Annotated in this window: 17 protein-coding genes; 9 read left to right on the top strand and 8 right to left on the bottom strand. The window is 38.0% G+C overall.

Going from position 1 to position 19013, the window contains the following annotated elements:
- Positions 1–311 precede the first annotated feature (311 nt).
- Together H346_RS0100805 and zapA are read right to left on the bottom strand one after the other, a co-directional pair.
- Positions 312–857 carry a CvpA family protein gene (locus H346_RS0100805; protein ID WP_027969391.1) on the bottom strand — a complete coding sequence of 182 codons (546 nt, stop codon included), beginning with the start codon at positions 855–857 and terminating at the stop codon, positions 312–314.
- 2 nt (positions 858–859) lie between these two features.
- Positions 860–1168 carry a cell division protein ZapA gene (gene zapA, locus H346_RS0100800; RefSeq protein WP_027969390.1) on the bottom strand — a complete coding sequence of 103 codons (309 nt, stop codon included), beginning with the start codon at positions 1166–1168 and terminating at the stop codon, positions 860–862.
- Between the two features lie 156 nt (positions 1169–1324).
- Here zapA and rnhC point away from each other — a divergent pair, with 156 nt between their 5' ends.
- The 4 genes from rnhC (at position 1325) to H346_RS0100780 (ending at position 6194) form a co-directional block, all read left to right on the top strand.
- A complete protein-coding gene (gene rnhC, locus H346_RS0100795) occupies positions 1325–2233 on the top strand; it encodes a ribonuclease HIII (protein ID WP_027969389.1) in 909 nt (302 codons plus the stop codon).
- Between the two features lie 13 nt (positions 2234–2246).
- Complete coding sequence (gene lepB, locus H346_RS0100790) at positions 2247–2840, top strand: signal peptidase I (RefSeq protein ID WP_027969388.1); 594 nt, start codon at positions 2247–2249, stop codon at positions 2838–2840.
- A 322-nt stretch (positions 2841–3162) separates the two neighbouring features.
- The gene (recD2, locus tag H346_RS0100785) at positions 3163–5589 is read left to right on the top strand and encodes an SF1B family DNA helicase RecD2 (RefSeq protein ID WP_027969387.1); all 2427 of its coding nucleotides are present in this window, start codon (positions 3163–3165) and stop codon (positions 5587–5589) included.
- A gap of 101 nt (positions 5590–5690) precedes the next feature.
- The gene (locus H346_RS0100780) at positions 5691–6194 is read left to right on the top strand and encodes a hypothetical protein (protein WP_027969386.1); all 504 of its coding nucleotides are present in this window, start codon (positions 5691–5693) and stop codon (positions 6192–6194) included.
- A gap of 91 nt (positions 6195–6285) precedes the next feature.
- Here H346_RS0100780 and dinB read toward each other — a convergent pair whose 3' ends face one another.
- Entirely contained in the window at positions 6286–7380 is a 1095-nt protein-coding gene (gene dinB, locus H346_RS0100775) for a DNA polymerase IV (RefSeq protein ID WP_027969385.1), read from the bottom strand.
- 207 nt (positions 7381–7587) lie between these two features.
- Here dinB and pflB point away from each other — a divergent pair, with 207 nt between their 5' ends.
- Positions 7588–9915: a formate C-acetyltransferase gene (gene pflB, locus H346_RS0100770; protein WP_027969384.1), complete on the top strand. Its 2328-nt coding sequence runs from the start codon at positions 7588–7590 to the stop codon at positions 9913–9915.
- A 123-nt stretch (positions 9916–10038) separates the two neighbouring features.
- Positions 10039–10479: a GNAT family N-acetyltransferase gene (locus H346_RS0100765; RefSeq protein WP_027969383.1), complete on the top strand. Its 441-nt coding sequence runs from the start codon at positions 10039–10041 to the stop codon at positions 10477–10479.
- A 437-nt stretch (positions 10480–10916) separates the two neighbouring features.
- Here H346_RS0100765 and H346_RS0100755 read toward each other — a convergent pair whose 3' ends face one another.
- Both H346_RS0100755 and H346_RS0100750 read right to left on the bottom strand, forming a co-directional pair.
- Entirely contained in the window at positions 10917–11846 is a 930-nt protein-coding gene (locus tag H346_RS0100755) for a serine hydrolase domain-containing protein (protein ID WP_037562400.1), read from the bottom strand.
- On the bottom strand, positions 11843–12595 hold the full coding sequence (locus tag H346_RS0100750) for a CppA family protein (RefSeq protein ID WP_027969381.1): 753 nt from the start codon (positions 12593–12595) through the stop codon (positions 11843–11845). The genes H346_RS0100755 and H346_RS0100750 overlap by 4 nt, the downstream gene beginning before the upstream one ends.
- Before the next feature lie 229 nt (positions 12596–12824).
- Between H346_RS0100750 and H346_RS0100745 the strand changes: the two genes are divergently transcribed.
- A complete protein-coding gene (locus H346_RS0100745) occupies positions 12825–13721 on the top strand; it encodes a TSUP family transporter (RefSeq protein WP_244147240.1) in 897 nt (298 codons plus the stop codon).
- A gap of 284 nt (positions 13722–14005) precedes the next feature.
- On the opposite strand, the gene gla is transcribed toward H346_RS0100745, so the two are convergent.
- Positions 14006–14854 carry an aquaglyceroporin Gla gene (gla, locus tag H346_RS0100740; protein ID WP_027969379.1) on the bottom strand — a complete coding sequence of 283 codons (849 nt, stop codon included), beginning with the start codon at positions 14852–14854 and terminating at the stop codon, positions 14006–14008.
- A 126-nt stretch (positions 14855–14980) separates the two neighbouring features.
- Between gla and H346_RS0100735 the strand changes: the two genes are divergently transcribed.
- Complete coding sequence (locus tag H346_RS0100735) at positions 14981–17269, top strand: Xaa-Pro dipeptidyl-peptidase (RefSeq protein WP_027969378.1); 2289 nt, start codon at positions 14981–14983, stop codon at positions 17267–17269.
- Between the two features lie 93 nt (positions 17270–17362).
- On the opposite strand, the gene H346_RS0100730 is transcribed toward H346_RS0100735, so the two are convergent.
- Positions 17363–17755 (bottom strand): pyridoxamine 5'-phosphate oxidase family protein, encoded by a 393-nt coding sequence (locus tag H346_RS0100730; RefSeq protein WP_027969377.1) that lies wholly within the window; start codon positions 17753–17755, stop codon positions 17363–17365.
- 452 nt (positions 17756–18207) lie between these two features.
- Positions 18208–18429, bottom strand: a complete 222-nt coding sequence (locus tag H346_RS0100720) for a helix-turn-helix domain-containing protein (protein WP_027969375.1) — start codon at positions 18427–18429, stop codon at positions 18208–18210.
- A gap of 171 nt (positions 18430–18600) precedes the next feature.
- On the opposite strand from H346_RS0100720, the gene H346_RS0100715 reads away from it, so the two are divergent.
- Positions 18601–18981, top strand: coding sequence for a helix-turn-helix domain-containing protein (locus H346_RS0100715; protein ID WP_027969374.1), 381 nt, complete (start codon positions 18601–18603; stop codon positions 18979–18981).
- Positions 18982–19013 lie beyond the last annotated feature (32 nt).

Genomic DNA, 19013 nt, shown 5'->3' with positions numbered 1-19013 from the left:
CCAATTATCGAAATGATCTGGAAACCATCAAAAAATGTTTTCAAACCATGTCATCTCTCACTTCTAAGAACTTCTGTCTTATTCTTAAATGGTTTGGTCTTTAGATCAAATTCAAGCAGAAAACCTTGCTATCTCTAGCATCTATTGCTTTTACTTCAGACAATTTTTCTGAAAACGTTTAGCTTTTTTGAGCCGTAGATAGACATCTATCCCAAACCAAGAAAAAGAGAAACTTCCGCCATATAAAAAGAACCTGCGGTCAGCCAGATTACCTACAAGTTCTAAACGTTAATCTCCCTCAAAAATACCGTCTACACAATAGCCTGAACCCAAAGTTTTTGAAGCATCGTCGTAAATGGTGGAAAATGCTCAATCAGTAGACGACCAAATAAACTGGCATGCAAATGTTGTTGGATAGCAGGCATTGGTACCGTCACAAGAATGGTCAACACCATACTCAAAAAAAGAAGGGAAACCAACAGTGCTAAAACACCACTAAAAACCTTTGTCCAAAGACTTTCAAAGGAATCAATTTGAAAGAGATGAACCAGTACCCCAACCAATCGAACCAAAGCATAGGTTAATAAAAAGAGGGCAAAAAAAGCGATGCCAGCATAATAAACCTTATTTAGATCAAAAATATTAATGGTTTTGAAAAAAAGTGTTGATGCTCCTTCCGCCGGATTAGAATAAGGAATCCACAAGGTAATCTTATGAGCAAGCCCCCTATAAAAATGACTAGCTACCAACAGAGAAAACAAAGCACCCAATGTGTAAAAGGATTGAAGAATAATGCCTCGACTATAACCAATATAAAAGTTCCAAATTAGCACAAGTAATATCAGTAACGATAACATGTCTAAACCTCATCCGTATCTACTTGATTAGCCTTTTTTTGAAGATCCGTCAAGGTTTTTCGACGAAGATCTAAAATTTCAGCTTCAATTTGTTCAATATCAATTTCTCGACTCAACTGTGTTGATAACGTATTGATAGCCATCAAAATAGCAACCGTTTCATCATCTGCTTCTGGTAAACGGTCTTTAATAGCTTGGTATTTTTCTTTAGCCACACGTTCAACCTCTTCCATAAAGAGATTGTCCTTGTCTGTTGTTAATGTAAACGTTTTTTCACCAAAGGTGAATTTGTAGCGATTAATACTTTTCATAGGATCACCTCTGTAGTATTATACCGTAAAATCAGGCTTTCGTAAAATGTTCGCCTCCATTAATCCAAGTATTGTCACGGCATTAATTTCCTCTTTCTTAATAAAATAAACTTAGAGATTAGCCATAACAAATGATTTTATGTTAAAATAGTGTTTATGGACACCTTAGTTTTGAAAATAGATGCCCCATTGAGTCAGTCTGTAAAAAATCAGCTCTTTTCTCATCAGATTAGTAATCGAAATCCCTATGTGGCTTTTGCCGCCAAAAAAAATGGCGTCACTGTTCTTTTATATACATCAGGCAAATTGGTTTTGCAAGGACAAGCTGTCGTTGCACTTGCACAGGAACTTGGCTTGCAAACGGATTTGCCTCAGCCTAAAAAAGCCACTGCCACACAAAATATGCCTATGATTGGGAGTGACGAAGTTGGTAACGGATCTTACTTTGGCGGTATTGCCGTAGTCGCTAGTTTTGTCACTCCAGATGATCATGCTTTTTTGCAAAATCTTGGAGTTGATGACTCTAAAACCCTGACGGACCAAAAAATTCGCCACATTGCTCCAATCTTAGAAAAAAAGATTTGCCACAAAGCCCTTTTATTGTCTCCTAAAAAATACAATGAAATGGTTGGTAAAGGAAAAACTTACAATGCCGTTTCTGTCAAGGTTGCCCTTCATAACCAAGCCATCTTCTTACTGCTAAACGAAGGGGTCAAGCCAAAGAAAATTGTTATTGACGCTTTTACTAGCCAAAGCAATTATGAAAAACACCTCCAAAAAGAAAAAAATCACTTTTCAAATCCCTTAACCTTCCAAGAAAAGGCAGAAAGCCAATATTTGGCTGTCGCAGTTAGTTCTATCATTGCCAGAAATCTCTTTTTAGAAAATCTTGATAAACTTAGTCAAAATCTAGGCTATCAATTACCAAGCGGAGCTAGTAAAGCTTCTGATAAGGTTGCCAGTAAGCTACTAGCAGCTTATGGCATGACTAGTTTGGAATACAGTGCCAAGCTTCATTTTGCCAATACCCAAAAAGCCCAAGCACTTCTCAATAACGATAAATAGATAAAGGAATAACATGAAACATTTTATAAAAGAATGGGGACCATTTACCCTCTTCCTAATTCTCTTTGGACTATCACGTCTCTTTTTATGGCAAGCTGTCAAAGTGGATGGTCATTCGATGGATCCAACCCTAGCTCATGGCGAGCGATTAATTGTTTTTAATCAAGCAAGAATTGACCGCTTTGATATTGTAGTTGCTCGAGAAGAAGAAAATGGTCAGAAAAAAGAAATTGTTAAAAGGGTCGTTGGAATGCCCGGTGATACGATTGCTTATAGTGATGACACGCTTTATATCAATGGCAAAAAGACAAATGAGCCCTATTTAGCCAACTACTTAAAGAAATTTAAAAAAGACAAACTCCAAAAAACCTACGCATATAACAATCTTTTCCAACAATTAGCAGAGACTTCTGCTGCTTTCACAACAAATTCAGAAGGTCAAGCACGATTTGAAATCACTGTGCCAAAGGGACAATACTTGCTTCTTGGGGACGATCGTATTGTTTCTCGTGATAGTCGTGAAGTTGGTAGTTTTAAAAAAGAAAACCTTGTTGGTAAAGTCAAAGCACGCTTTTGGCCACTTAATAAAATGACCATTTTTAAGTAAACAACAAGTGCTTTCGAGTAGGTTCAGACCGTAGATAAACCTATCTGATTGAAATTACTGACAAATCGTTTAAATTTAAGGCTAGATTTTTGCGAACAAAATGAACCTAGACCGTTACTTCTGCCATGACAAAAGCAACAGAAATATTATTGTTTTGTCACCCGCAACCCCTGAAACCTAGGCTCAAGGTTTAGACATGACATTCTATAAAGAAGCCACTGCCGTCCATCACCTAAGGGAAGCATCAAAAAAACTTTATCTTCAATATCAACCTGCCTTTGGGCAGGTTTTCGACTATCTTGTATAAACAGAAAGGTCTGTTATGGAATACTTTTTCACAGGCACCGTTGATCGTATTATCTTTGAAAATCCTGCTAATTTCTTCAAAATTCTTCTTCTCACGATTGATGATACAGACAGTGATTTTGATGACTTTGAAGTGATTATTACAGGAACCATGGCTGAAATTATGGAAGGAGAGGATTACACTTTCTGGGGAGAGCTTACCCAACATCCTAAATATGGACAACAGGTGAACCTAACCCGTTATCAAAAAATCCAACCAAGCTCATCTGGCTTGATTAATTACTTCTCTAGCGACCATTTTAAAGGAATTGGTAAGAAAATTGCCGAAAAAATTATTGCCCTTTATGGCACCAACACGATTGATCATATTTTAAAAGACCCAAGTAAGCTTGAAAGCATTTCTGGTCTATCTAAGGTTAACCGCGAAGCCTTTATTGCCAAATTAAAACTAAACTATGGTACCGAACAAATCATCACTGGATTAGTCGAATTAGGATTGACCAATCGTTTTGCTTTTCAAGCTTTTGAAAAATACAAGGAAGAGGCAATCGAGATGGTCAAAGAAAATCCCTACCAACTGGTTGAAGATCTTCAGGGATTTGGCTTTAAAATGGCGGATAAACTAGCAGAACAAATTGGTATCAAAAACGACTCCCCAAAACGTTTCCGTGCCGCATTGCTCCATTGTCTTTTAGAAGAATCCATTAAGCAAGGAGATACCTATGTTCAAGCTCGCCATCTACTAGCATCTGCCATTCATTTGTTAGAAGATACCAGACAGGTAGACTGTGAGCCTGCTGCAGTTGCTGAACAATTAACCTTATTAATTGACGAGGGTAAAATCAGAACCATTGGAACCAAGTTGTTTGACACAAGCCTTTATCTTGCTGAAGAAGGTATTGAAAAAAACCTCACTCGTTTGATGGAGCAGCCGTTAGGTCAAACATTTGACGTAGATGACATTCAAAAAGAAATTCACAGCGTGCAAGATGAGTTTGCCATTACCTATGATAAAGTGCAACAAGAGGCAATCGAAAAAGCTCTAACTAGCAAAGTCTTTATTTTAACTGGGGGACCTGGGACTGGAAAAACAACCGTTATTCGTGGTATTTTGCAGACCTATGCCAATCTCCATAAGATTGACCTAACGAAAAAGGAACTTCCCATCCTTTTAGCTGCTCCTACTGGACGAGCAGCACGCCGGATGAACGACTTAACAGGACTTCCCAGCGCAACCATTCACCGTCATTTAGGCTTAAATGGGGACAATGACTACCAGATCATGGATGATTACTTGGAGTGTGACCTGTTAATTGTTGACGAATTTTCAATGGTTGATACTTGGCTGGCTAATCAACTCTTTAAAGCAATCCGTTCAACCACGCAAGTCATCATTGTCGGAGATAGTGATCAACTGCCTTCTGTTGGTCCAGGACAAGTCTTGGCAGATTTTCTAAAAGTCAAAATGTTACCACAAATTGCCTTACGTAAAATTTTTCGACAGTCTCAAGAATCTACCATTGTTGATTTAGCTAATCAGATGCGACAAGGCATTTTAGCCCCTGATTTTCGTGATAAAAAACCAGACCGTTCTTATTTTGAAGCGCAAGCGGCATTCATTCCTGAAATGATCACAAAGATCGTGGTGTCGGCTATGAAAAGTGGCATCCCCGCAGAAGAAATTCAGATTTTGGCTCCTATGTATAAAGGGCTGGCTGGTATCAATCATTTAAACCAGCTTATGCAAGAATTAATCAATCCCTTATCTGATGGAAATGAATTTTTGTTCAATGACAGTCGTTTTCGTAAAAGGGATAAGGTGCTTCATTTAGTTAATGACCCACAAGCCAATGTCTTTAATGGTGATATTGGCTATATCAGCGACCTTATTCCAGCAAAATATACCGAATCCAAGCAAGATGAATTGATCATAGATTTTGACGGTAATGAAGTGACCTACCCTAGAAAGGATTGGGCAAAAATAACCCTTGCCTACGCCATGAGTATTCACAAATCACAAGGTAGCGAATTTCAAGTGGTTATCTTGCCAATCACACGCCAAAGCGGACGTCTGTTGCAGCGGAACCTCATTTATACAGCAATTACGCGTTCTAAGAGTAAGCTGATTATGTTAGGAGAAATCGCAGCCTTTGAATATGCTATTAAAAATGAAGGAGATAAGCGCCAAACGTATTTAGTGGAGCGATTCCAAGCAGAAACTGATAATGAAGCCATTACAAGACCTGATTCAGAAAGTAAAGTCTCCCTTAGTAAATCAGCCACTCAGCTAAATCACAAGATAGAAAACCAACAAGAAACTGATGATCCGATACCCGAAAAAGTCAAAACCAAAGGCTCTCTTCCTATTTTAACTTTAGATAATTTTTTGACCATTGACCCAATGATAGGACTTACAGAAGCTGATTTCGATCTCTTTTTTTAGAAAAAACAGATTAAGTAAGTCGATTTTATCCATTTTATGATATAATATCTCTGTATTAGATAAACTATACAATTTCAGTTTAAAGACTCTAGGAGGGGTATATGATTTCATACGAAAAAGTGCGTCAAGCACTCAAAACATCAACCATTGTCATTATTATCTTGAATGCTATCAGTATTGTCCTTTCACTTATTGGTTTTGCTGGTATTTTCTTCTTGCAAAGTCAGTTAAAAAATGAGACGTTTCGTTCACAATTTACGACTGAACAATTAGCACAGCTAGAGGCTAGTTTGTCACCATTTATGATTTTCATTTCCGTATTAAACCTTATTGCCATTGTTGTTATTCTTGTTTTTTGTGCTCAAAACCTTTCAAATCTCAAAAAAAAGCTTGTTATTAACTACGTGCCTTATATTTTAGGGCTTGTGCTTTGTATTGTTGGTCTTGCCACTAGCTTATTTTTAGCGCCTAAGACTGCTTCATCTTCCTCACTCATTTTTACAGTCGTTCTCACGCTTGCTCAAGCAGCCCTTTACGGTTTTGCTTTCTACAAGGCTAAAACCCTTAATGAAAAAGAAAGTGATAACGATCAAACTATTCTATAAGTTAATACCTCAAAACACCTGATTATCCCTAGTCAGGTGTTTTTCATCCTCTCACGCAATCATTCCTAAAAAGCTTATGGTTTCTAGCCTTTTACAAATCCAATGAAATATCGATCACCTTATCTTCCAAGCCAGTCACAGTTACCCCCAATAAGCGAATACCAGCAGTATTTTCTGCTAAACGATCAAAAATATCTTTGGCAACCTGCTCAATATGATTAGCATCTCTGGTGAGTTCTGGTAGGGTAACCCGCTTGGTTAAGGTGGTAAAATCAGCATAGCGCACTTTAAGCACAATGGTCTTACCTAATTTTTTGTTGTTCCGCAAAAGATTTGCTACACGTTTTGCATGTTTTGTAATTTCAGCTTTAATATCAACATCTTGGTAAAGCAATTTGGCATAGGTTCGCTCACTACCAATGGATTTCCTTAGACGATCTGGCTTAACTGGAGAATGACTAATGCCTCTGGCTTTTCGGTAAAGGTCAAAGCCAAAACGACCAAAATGATCAATCAGGTTCATCTCAGACACTTGTAACAAATCATGTCCTGTGTAAATGCCCATTTCATGTAATTTTGCAACAGACTTCTTACCAACCCCATAGAATTTTTCGATGGGAAGCTTTTCTAAAAATGAGATCGCATCCTCAGGTAACACGAGGGTCAAACCATGTGGTTTTTCAAAATCACTAGCTAATTTAGCCAAAAACTTGTTATAAGACACACCTGCCGAACATGTCAAACCAAATTCATTCCAAATATCGTGTTGAATCAGTTGGGCAAGTTTCACTGCTGATTTAATTCCCAATTTGTTTTCAGTAACATCTAAGTAGGCCTCGTCAATGGACATTGGCTCCACCAAATCAGTGTAACGTTTAAAAATATCTCGAATCTGATGACCGATGTCACGATACCTTTCGTAACGACCGGAAATAAAAATCGCTTGAGGACAGCATTCATACGCTTCCTTCGAACTCATCGCAGAATGAATCCCGTATTTTCTAGCCTCATAGTTACAAGTTGAAACAACACCACGACCACCTGTCTCTCTAGGATCTTTTCCAATGACAATCGGTTTACCTTTTAAATCAGGATGATCTCTTTCTTCCACCGCAGCAAAAAAGGCATCCATATCAATATGTATGATTTTTCGTGAGGTGTCGTTAATCAATGGAAAAATAAGCATAAGTCCCTCCCTCTCTATTATACCGTTTAGAGTGCTTAAAGCCAAAAGAATGCATTCTAATACAGTTTGTGACTGTTTCAACAATCTGTATTATAAAAGAATCTATCTATTGTCAAGAATTTTGCTTGGGAAAACGTTTCCTATGTGTTAAACTTAAAACTGTAAATGTAACAGATGGTGTTGTTACTAGAATTTAAGGAGAAATTTATGGCAACTGTAAAAACTAACACGGATGTTTTTGAAAAAGCTTGGGAAGGCTTTAAGGGAACTGACTGGAAAGAAAAAGCAAGTGTATCTCGTTTCGTGCAAGCCAACTACACACCATACGATGGTGATGAATCTTTTTTAGCTGGCGCTACTGAACGATCATTACACATCAAAAAAGTGATTGAAGATACAAAAGCACACTATGAAGCTACTCGTTTCCCATACGACACTCGCCCAACTTCAATTGCTGGCATTCCTGCTGGATATATTGACAAAGACCAAGAATTGATTGTCGGTATCCAAAACGACGAGTTGTTCAAATTGAACTTCATGCCAAAAGGTGGTATCCGTATGGCGGAAACTACTCTTAAAGAAAATGGTTATGAACCAGACCCAGCTGTGCATGAAATTTTCACAAAATATGTAACAACTGTTAACGATGGGATCTTCCGTGCTTATACCTCAAATATTCGTCGCGCCCGCCACGCTCATACTGTAACTGGTCTTCCAGATGCTTACTCACGTGGACGTATCATCGGTGTTTACGCACGTCTTGCCCTTTACGGTGCAGACTACTTGATGCAAGAAAAAGTCAACGACTGGAATGCCATCACTGAAATTGACGAAGAATCAATCCGTCTTCGTGAAGAAGTTAACCTTCAATACCAAGCACTTGGTGAAGTGGTGAAACTCGGTGATCTTTACGGAGTTGACGTTCGTCGCCCAGCAGAAAACGTTAAAGAAGCTATCCAATGGGTAAACATTGCTTTCATGGCTGTATGTCGTGTGATCAATGGTGCTGCAACATCTCTTGGACGTGTGCCAATCGTTCTTGACATCTTTGCAGAACGGGACCTTGCTCGTGGTACCTTTACAGAATCAGAAATCCAAGAATTCGTTGATGACTTCGTGCTTAAACTTCGTACCGTAAAATTCGGACGTACCAAAGCTTACGATGCCCTTTACTCAGGTGACCCAACTTTCATCACAACTTCTATGGCTGGTATGGGTAACGACGGTCGTCACCGTGTTACCAAGATGGATTACCGTTTCTTGAACACGCTTGACAATATCGGCAACTCTCCAGAACCAAACTTGACAGTTCTTTGGACTGATAAATTGCCAGAGGCATTTCGTCGCTACTGTATGAAAATGAGCCACAAACACTCTTCTATCCAATACGAAGGTGTCACAACAATGGCTAAAGAAGGTTACGGCGAAATGTCATGTATTTCATGCTGTGTATCACCACTTGACCCAGAAAATGAAGAAAAACGCCATAACATTCAATACTTCGGTGCTCGTGTAAACGTGCTTAAAGCCCTTCTTACTGGACTTAACGGTGGTTACGATGATGTTCATAGAGACTACAAAGTTTTCAACGTTGTTGAACCAATCACATCAGAAATTCTTGAATACGACGAAGTGATGGCTAACTTTGAAAAATCTCTTGATTGGTTGACAGATACTTACGTAGATGCCCTTAACATCATTCACTACATGACTGATAAATACAACTACGAAGCTGTTCAAATGGCCTTCTTGCCAACACACCAACGTGCTAACATGGGATTCGGTATCTGTGGTTTCGCTAACACTGTTGATACTTTGTCAGCAATCAAATATGCAACGGTTAAAACCATCCGTGATGAAAATGGCTACATTTACGATTATGAAGTAACTGGTGATTTCCCTCGTTACGGTGAAGATGATGACCGTGTCGATGATATTGCGAAATGGTTGATGGAAGCTTACCATACTCGTCTTGCAAGCCACAAACTTTACAAGAACGCTGAAGCTTCTGTATCACTTCTTACCATTACATCAAACGTTGCCTACTCTAAACAAACAGGTAACTCTCCAGTTCACCGTGGGGTATTCCTCAACGAAGATGGTACCGTTAACACAAGCAAAGTTGAATTCTTCTCACCAGGTGCTAACCCATCTAACAAAGCTAAAGGCGGATGGTTACAAAACCTTAATTCACTTGCTAAGCTTGACTTCTCACACGCTAACGATGGTATCTCCTTGACGACTCAAGTATCACCTCGCGCACTTGGTAAAACATTTGACGAACAAGTTGATAACTTGGTTACTGTTCTTGATGGTTACTTTGAAAATGGTGGACAACACGTTAACTTGAACGTTATGGACCTTAACGATGTTTATGACAAGATTATGAATGGTGAAGATGTTATCGTTCGTATCTCTGGGTACTGTGTCAACACCAAATACCTGACACCAGAACAAAAAACTGAATTGACTCAACGTGTTTTCCACGAAGTGCTTTCAATGGATGATGCTGCGCAAGCTGTTTCAGGAAAATAAAACATAAAAACTAAGCTAGGGACACAATCATTAAATAATTAGACATTCAGTCACTCTAGGAGAGTAGGACAACCCCCTGATCAGATGGTTGTCCTACTTCTTTTTTTAGCTTATAATAGGCTTATGATAATCAGACAAACACGAAATACCCTAGCAGATACTTACTTAGATGCTGTTAAAATTAGACAAGAGGTTTTTGTCAAAGAACAGGGAGTGCCCATCTCTCTTGAAATTGATCAAAACGAAGCCTATTGCCTACATTTTGTCCTTTATGATAAGAATACTCGTCCCTGTGCCACCTGTAGACTCTTGCCACATGCTGATGACTTTCATCAAGTAACCTTGCAGCGCATGGCTGTACTGAAAACCTACCGACATCAAGGTATTGGCAAACAGTTAATATCCTATATCTTAGATGATGCTCAACGGCAAGGTATCACGAAAATAACTCTCCACGCGCAACTAAGCGCACAGACTTTCTACACCAAATTAGGATTCCAAGCAAAAGGTGATCGTTTTGATGAAGCAGGTATTGATCACATCACTATGGAAAAAAACTTATGACATTTAAACATACGGTAAGGATATGACATGACAAATACAAGTCAATTTAGCATTACCTTATGACTAACTTTTTTGTTTGGCATCTCACTGGTCCTAAGTTTGCATATCAGTTGAGCAAGTTCTTTATTCTTAGCAACCGTCAACCTCTTTTTTGAGACCATTTTTTCTACCTCACCAAACACCACTACCAAGAAAAACAAGTTTATCAAATTGATTTGACAAACTTTCTGCTATTAATGAAGTCAAAGTGGAAATGCTTAGCTGTTTTTTAGCCCTAGCAAGCTTCTTTAGCGGAAGGAGTTCTCATATATACAATATCTACTCCTGCCTTAGCTGGCTTATCTTAATCCTTACAAGCTATTATATCGCAAGCATAAATGACGTAAAACCAGACAAGAAAAAGAAGCCTTAGACTTCTTTTTCTTGTCTTTTATAAGTTACTCCTCTAACACATCACAGATCGCTTCTTGAATAAGTCGACGTTGACTAATCCAGAACGATCTATCATCTTTGTCGTAAGTGCGATTGGTTAAAAATATGGCTGCTTTTTGTGCCTTTTTATTGATCATGATAAAAGGACCAGTGTAACCCGTATGATCTATCCAATCTCCCTTTAAATTCCAACCTAGTGATCGTATTTTTTCTTGATGACTGTAATTAGCAAACAAGCAATCTGAAAAATCAGCTTTAAGATAATGGTCAACAAAACGTTCCAAATCTTTTAACGTTGAAAATAGACCCGCTGACCCTGCATGTTTTCCTAGAACCTTAGCTTTAGGATCATGAACGCAACCATCTTTTAAGCCTTTAAGAGTGGGTACTGCTTCTGGTCTTGGTCCAAACGAAGTCTCTTTCATTCCAAACGGCTCAAAGACAATTTCCTGAAAAAGCTGATCTAAAGATTTTCCATAAAGTTCCTCAAGCATAAAGCCCAGCAGTAAAAAATTCACATCTGTATAATGAAAGGTCTTATCTGTCTTTACTGCTAACTGGTTCAGTGCTGCTTTTAACGCCTTTGCATTAAGCTGATCACGATTTAAAATATAAGGATCGAACCCGCTAGTATGAGTCAATAATTGACGAATGGTCACTTCTTCATTTACCACATCAGGATAATAATATTTTAAAGCAGTATCAATCTTCAAAGCGCCACTATTAACCAAAAAAACACATACCGTTGCAACACCAATAACCTTGGAGACACTTGCTAAATCGTAAACCAAGCCAGTCTGAACGGGTTGACAACCATCAACTGTTCCCAAATAATATTCTTGCCAGTTTCCCGATTGAAAAAGGGCTAAACTAACCCCTCTATATAATCGGTCTTGGATTTGACGATTGAGTTGTTGGCATAAAGCAAGGCTCATTTCACAAACCAAATCTCTATCTGACTTGGATCAGAAATAACGAGTACCTTGTGTTTTTTATCCAAATAAACCTTATGACCATCTTCTTCTAGATGTGCTTTTAAAGCTAGTAGATCATCATTTTCGGAGACTTGAAACTCTAAAATTTCTAAATCCCAAGCAATATGTGGATCAATCGTTAGATCTGGACCATTTTCTTGAATAAAATCCATGGCAACAGGCAACTGTTCTCCAAACAAACGATGATAGAAAGTTCTTGACTGCTCTTCACTAGGAACATTAAAAACAATAATATCAAAGGTAAATTGACTTAATCCCTTAAAATCAGCGTCTTTTTCAAATATCGGCAATTCAGCGCCCTCAAGGGTTTTTATATCCTCTTCGGCATGTAGCAAGAAACAATCGCCCTCTGGTGAAGTGGTCTCAAAAGCGTAGCCGTTTTTCCCTTTGAAAAGATTATCGTAAGTTGCACCATAAGCCAATAATTGCTCAATATCCTTAGGATGAGTTGTCTTAATAACAATAGTATTTACTTTCTTAGGACCTACTACAGCACGTGTTCTAACCGATGGAGATTCTTCAATGACAAATCGTTCTTGTCCTTGTCCCCAAGATGAAAAAATGGCAATCGCATTTTCTTCTGACATTAGACGAAGACCTAGACTTTTTTGGTAAAAGGCAATGTTGAGATCACGATTATTGACACGTAACACCGGGGTTTTAAAGACAAGATTTTCAAATAAAGCCATACTTTCCTCCTAATCCTCTGCTATTATAGACAAAATTCTCATTTTTGACAAGAAATTATATGTTTCTTATCAAAAATGCAGAAAACGCGCAAGCCAAGCAAAGAAATGTAACCTTGTTAAAACAAAAGATTTTGAACCAAAATAATGATTCTGTTCCTAACATAATTATTTTCATATTTTTAAGAAACTCAAATTGACGACAAGGTATTTTTTTTGTACACTAGTTTCTATGAACGAAATGATTATTCTCAGACTAATACAAGCCTTGCTCGTTTTGGCAATGCTTTTTATTTTCCTATTATTGTTTAAACACATCAGAAAAAACAACATTAATCCTTTCAAGCGTTTTTGGACTGGTTTTTGGATTGGACTAGTTACTGATGCACTTGATACGCTTGGTATTGGATCATTTGCCACGACCACAACTTGTTTTAAATTAACCAAGTTAGTGACTGATGACAAAAAATTACCTGGAACCATGACTGTTGGTCATGTTCTTCCTGTACTCATTCAATCACTGTGCTTTATTTTTGTGGTAAAAGTTGAAGTCATGACGCTGTTGAGCATGGCAGTGGCTGCCTTTATTGGGGCTTATTTTGGAACCAAAATCACTAAAAATTGGCATACCCCGACCGTTCAACGAATTCTAGGAAGTCTCTTAATTCTTGCAGCCTTACTGTTATCTTTTCGAATGGTTTTTCACCCTGGTGATAATCTTTCTGACACAGTGCATGGGCTCCATGGCATCTGGCTGTTAATTGGAATTGGTTTTAACTTTACAGTTGGTGTCTTGATGACCATGGGTCTTGGTAACTATGCCCCAGAACTAATTTTCTTCTCCCTAATGGGACTGAGTCCAACAGTTGCCATGCCTGTTATGATGCTTGACGCTGCCATGATCATGACAGCTTCTAGTAGCCAATTTATCAAAGGAGATCGTGTCAGTTGGAATGGTTTTGCAGGAATTGTTTTCGGTGGTATTATTGGAGTTTTGGTGGCAGTTTTCTTCCTTACCAACCTAGATATTAATAGCCTAAAAGTTTTAGTGGTCTTAATTGTTCTCTTTACTGGTACAATGTTAATCAGATCGTCATTAACACCATCTATCACTAATCAGAAAAAGTAACACAACGACCTTTCTAATGTGTCTCATGGGAAAACTCTCTTAAAATCAGAACATCAAAAAAAGTGTTATGGGCTGGCTGTTGTTCATAGCGCCTAATGAAACAGTCAATCACATTAAAAATTTAACAAACAATTAAGTTTGAGATTGGTCGATGATAACTAAAAAAAACGAATGCACGATAAATAGTTTCTTTTCACTAAGTATCATCATTCGTTTTTTGTTAACATAATTTTTTCTCTTCAGACTATTTCAACGAGCTCCTGCTCATATCATCTCTTTTTTGATTACTTGATATAAAGGAATTTGAATAGTGCTACTGCAGTAATCGCCGCTAAAATTGGTGCAACAACTGGAACCCATGAATACCACCATTTGGAATCGCCCTTAGCTTTGCCAAGAACTGTTTTAGGTAAGAAATGGTGAACAAGACGTGGTCCTAAATCACGTGCAGGGTTAAGAGCTGGACCAGTAGGACCACCAAGTGAAGCTACAAGTGTCATAACCAAGAAACCGATACCGATGTGAGCAACAGCAATACTTCCTGTCACATAAGGAGCCACTTGTTGAGCAGCAGTCGCTTTGTCGTAACCAGCTTCAGTCAATTTAGCAATCAGTTCTGCACCAAAGAAGTTCTTGGTAAGAGCAAGGGCACCAAAGAAAAGGATGAATGAGCCTACAAATTCATTCGCAAAACCATTAATCAATGAAGCTTTTTGACTAGCTTTTGTACCATCATCGAGGGCTGAAATCGTTGAGAAAGAACCTAAAACAGGAGTTGGATCTTCGGTTTTTCTAAAGTAAGGACCATAAACACCAACGACAACAAGTTGACCATAAATCGCACCAAGAAGCTGTGCAACAATGTATTGCGCAACGTGTGCCCATGGGAATAAACCTGAAACAGCAAGCCCCAAGGTAAAAGCAGGGTTTATGTGATTTCCTGAAACATTACCAAACATCAAAGCAGGCATCATTACCGCAAAACCATAGCCCAAAGCAATGATAATCCAACCTGAATTATTTCCTTTAGTCCCTTTTAAATCAACATTTGCAACCGCACCATTCCCTAAAATAATAAGCAAGGCGGTTGCCAGAAATTCTGTAATATACTTCACAGTCCATGTCACATCCATATGTCTTTAATTCCTCCATTTTATGATATTGTTTAGACAAGTACCATTCTATCAAGTATAATAGACAATGTAAAGCTAGTTTATCTAATTAAAACGCTTACTTTCACGAAAGGATCTGACACAAACATGAAATACAACCAATTTTCTTATATCCCAATTTCTCCGGAAAATGCCTTAGAAGAACTTCAAGGTTTAGGATTTGACCTTACCTCTCAAAATACACCTAAAGCTAATTTTGACACTTTTTTGCGAAAACTCTTTTTCCATTTTAAGAACACCGATTATCCTCTAAGTAACATGATCGCAAGTGAATCGTTAGATCTGCTCACTTTTTTTAAATCAGATGTTCCTTTAACAGTGGATGTTTTTGAGTTAGTTGCCTTGCAAATTCTCGGCTTTATCCCAAATGTTGATTTTACATCATCTAAAGAGTTTATAAAAAGCATTGCTTTTCCAATTAACTTCGATGGTAAAGACATCATCAGTCCTTTGCACCACTTATTAGCCACTCGCAAAAAGTCTGGTATGACACTGATTGATGACCTGGTTAGTCAGGGATTATTACCAATGGATAATCAGTACCATTATTTTAATGGTAAATCCCTAGCAACTTTTGATACAAATCAATTAATTCGAGAAGTGGTTTATGTCGAAACACCAGTGGATACTGATGAAGATGGCAAGTTGGACCTCATTAAGGTTAATATCATTCGCCCCAAAACTCACCAAACTCTACCAACCATAATGACCGCAAGCCCTTACCATGAAGGAGTTAACGAGGTTGCAAACGACAAAAAACTCTATCCAATGGAGGGTGAGTTAATTGTCAAAGAGACTAAGACCATTGATATTTCACAGACCAACTTTATGCCCTTTAAAACACAACCATCAGACGCTCCGATCACCGACAGCCAAGAAAGCTTTAGTTACATTAGTTCCTATACCTTAAATGATTATTTTCTTGCTCGTGGGTTTGCTAATATTTACGTTTCAGGAATTGGAACAGCCGGTTCAGCCGGTTTTATGACTAGTGGAGACTACGAACAAGTGGCAAGTTTCAAGGCTGTCATTGACTGGTTGAATGGCAAAGCAAATGGGTTCACTAATCATCAGCGTAACGAACAAATTAAGGCGGCTTGGTCAAATGGTCTCGTCGCAACTACCGGAAAATCTTATTTAGGAACCATGTCAACAGGTCTTGCTACAACAGGAGTTGATGGTTTAGCTGTTATTATTGCAGAATCTGCCATCTCCTCTTGGTATGACTATTACCGCGAAAATGGATTGGTTTGCAGTCCTGGAGGTTATCCTGGCGAGGACTTAGATGTTCTAACAGAATTAACCTATTCACGTAATTTATTGGCAGGGGACTATCTCTATCACAATGACTACTACCAAACATTGTTATCTAACCAAACTCGTGCTTTAGATCGTGCTTCTGGAGACTATAGTCAATTTTGGCATAACCGCAACTACCTTCAAGAAGCAAATAACATTACCTGTGAAGTGGTTTACACACATGGGCTTCAAGATTGGAATGTCAAACCAAGACAGGTTTATAACATTTTCAATCAACTGCCTGAGACAATTGGAAAACACCTTTTCTTGCATCACGGTGAACATGTCTATATGCACAACTGGCAATCTATTGATTTCCGTGAGAGCATGAACGCTCTACTTTGCCAAAAACTATTAGGACAAGATAATGGTTTTCAACTAGCTGAGGTTATCTGGCAAAATAATCAAAAAGAACAAGACTGGCAAATTCTAGACAAATTTGGCAGCTCCAACACCCGAATATTCCCTCTAGGAAATGACCATGTTCTCATTGACAATCATTATCACGAGAAAGACTTCAATCGCTACTGCAAATCCTTCCAATCGTTCAAAGAAGAGCTTTTTGCAGCCAAAGCCAACCAAGTCCATATCGATATGATTTTGGCAGATGACTTGCCGATCAATGGGGAAGTTACCTTACAACTACAGGTTAAGTCAAGTGACAATAAAGGTATCTTATCAGCTCAAATCTTAGATTATGGCAAGAAAAAACGATTGACTGATTCTCCTGCTAATCTGAATTTAACCAGTATCGACAATGGGCAAAATTTCTCTCGAGAAGCCCTTAAAGAATTGCCATTTAAAGAAAGCCCCTACCGCGTTATTACCAAGGGTGTCATGAATTTGCAAAATAGGAACAACTTGCTAAAAATTGAATCTATTCCAAGTAAGGAATGGATGACCGTTAATTTCCACTTACAGCCAAGTATCTACCATTTAGAAAAAGGTGATACCATAAGAATCCTTCTTTATACAACTGATTTTGAACACACTATTCGTGATAACAGTCATTATGCCTTAACCATTGACCTTAGTCAATCCCAAATGATTATTCCAGTTGAGACCGATCAAAAATAATCTAATAGTCACACTAAAAGCGCCTAAAAGCTTAATCAGCAATGCTAGGCGCTTTTTCATTAACTTACTAAATCGCAAATCAGGTTTCAAATTCTAGTCTGTAACCTTTTGACCTGCCTCTTTTCCAGAATGAAGACTGTAAATGGCATCAATATGAACAATGCCTGCTGCCTTTGGAACTCCCATTTTCCCTTCTGCCCAAGTCTTGGCTACTTCGTAAAGAGGTCCCTGCCTAATCATTTCTGCTTGACCACAAAAGCGGTAACCTCTCAAACAATCTCGATTAACATAAGCAACTTCAACTCTGCCGTTGGCTTCAATATTTGCCTGTGTCTGACCACCAGTATTTTCATTGAAAATAAGGGTTTTATCATCTAGCAATCGCATGGAACGTTTCGGACCAATATTGGGATGTCCTTCATTATCGACCGTTGCAACCATGGCAAGCTGACTAGCAATCATCTCTTTCATTTCTTCTGTAAACATGATATAACTCCTTTTTAAAAATTTTTTAGTCATCGACTATCATTTGATTATAACATGTCAAGAAGAAAAAATATACTTTAATAAGCTTGGTTAATTATTTTTTTAAAATAACTTAACCAAAAACAATGCCCTTTCAATTAAGAAAAAAGCTACTCTCAGTGTACTGACCCCCAAAAGTTGGACAAGAAATTATTGAAAGGATTTAGTTCTGTATGGTACGGGACTAAGTCCTTTTAATTTTGTTTTGATTCGTTTTCGGACCAAGTATTTTAGATGAGCCTGATTCACATCAAATCTTTGCTTGAGTTGAGACCAAGTCCAACCTAATTGTCTTAAGTGATAGATCTCGATCTTATCATTATTGTTTAATTTCATAAGAAAAGCACCCCTATCATTAGATTTTGTGTCTAACTTTTGGGGGGCAGTTCACAGCAACTTTCCTGTTTTCTTTATCAGTTCATAAAATCCGAATTTATATCTAAAAAAATATCATCAACGGAGACCGTTAATGCTTCTGCTATGCCCCTTAGCTTTTCATATTTAGCTCGTCTTAGCTTTTGAATATCTTTTTCATATCTGGCAATTGTTCTTACAGAAATACCTGTCAAAGTCGATAACTCTTGCTGCGTCATTTTTTGGGCCAGTCTCAGCTCTTTTAAGGTTGATTTGGTCACGATTTTCCCTCCACACTAAAATAAGATTAATTACTTATGTAACGTTTATTATAAACTTCGGTTTTTGTGAAGTCAAGTTTTTGGAGCAATTTCATACTCCTTTTAGTAAATCTTTTGCTTTACCCTGTTTTGTGGTATTATATCTTATATAAAGCCTAAGGGAGGGATACGATGCCAGTAAAGAAAACATTTTTTGCAAGTAATTTAAAATACCTTAGATTAAAAAAGAATATGGAACAATTAGAACTTGCCAACCTCTTGGGACGAAAAAGTTCATCTTCAATCAGTGAGTGGGAAAAAGGCAAGTACACGCCAAAGTCAGGTCTACTAAGTGACATTGCTGCTATCTTTGATGTAAGTTTAACAGCTCTTATGGAAGAGGACTTGACCTTAGAAAACAAGGGAGTTACTTACCAACTCCCCCAACGTAACCTAGTTATGATTTCAGAGCAACTGACTGAAAATAACTATAACAAATGGCTAGACTTTGCACAGATTCTTTTAGAACAACAAGCTAAAGAGGACTCGATCATTGAGGACCACTCATTTTGACAAGCAGACACCTGCCTACCTAATACATTGCC

Origin of the sequence: Streptococcus castoreus DSM 17536, from assembly GCF_000425025.1 — a bacterium.
In the GTDB taxonomy this organism is placed as follows: Bacteria; Bacillota; Bacilli; order Lactobacillales; family Streptococcaceae; genus Streptococcus; species Streptococcus castoreus.
Note: the sequence above shows the minus strand (reverse complement) of the source record. Positions and strands in the feature narration are given on the sequence as shown.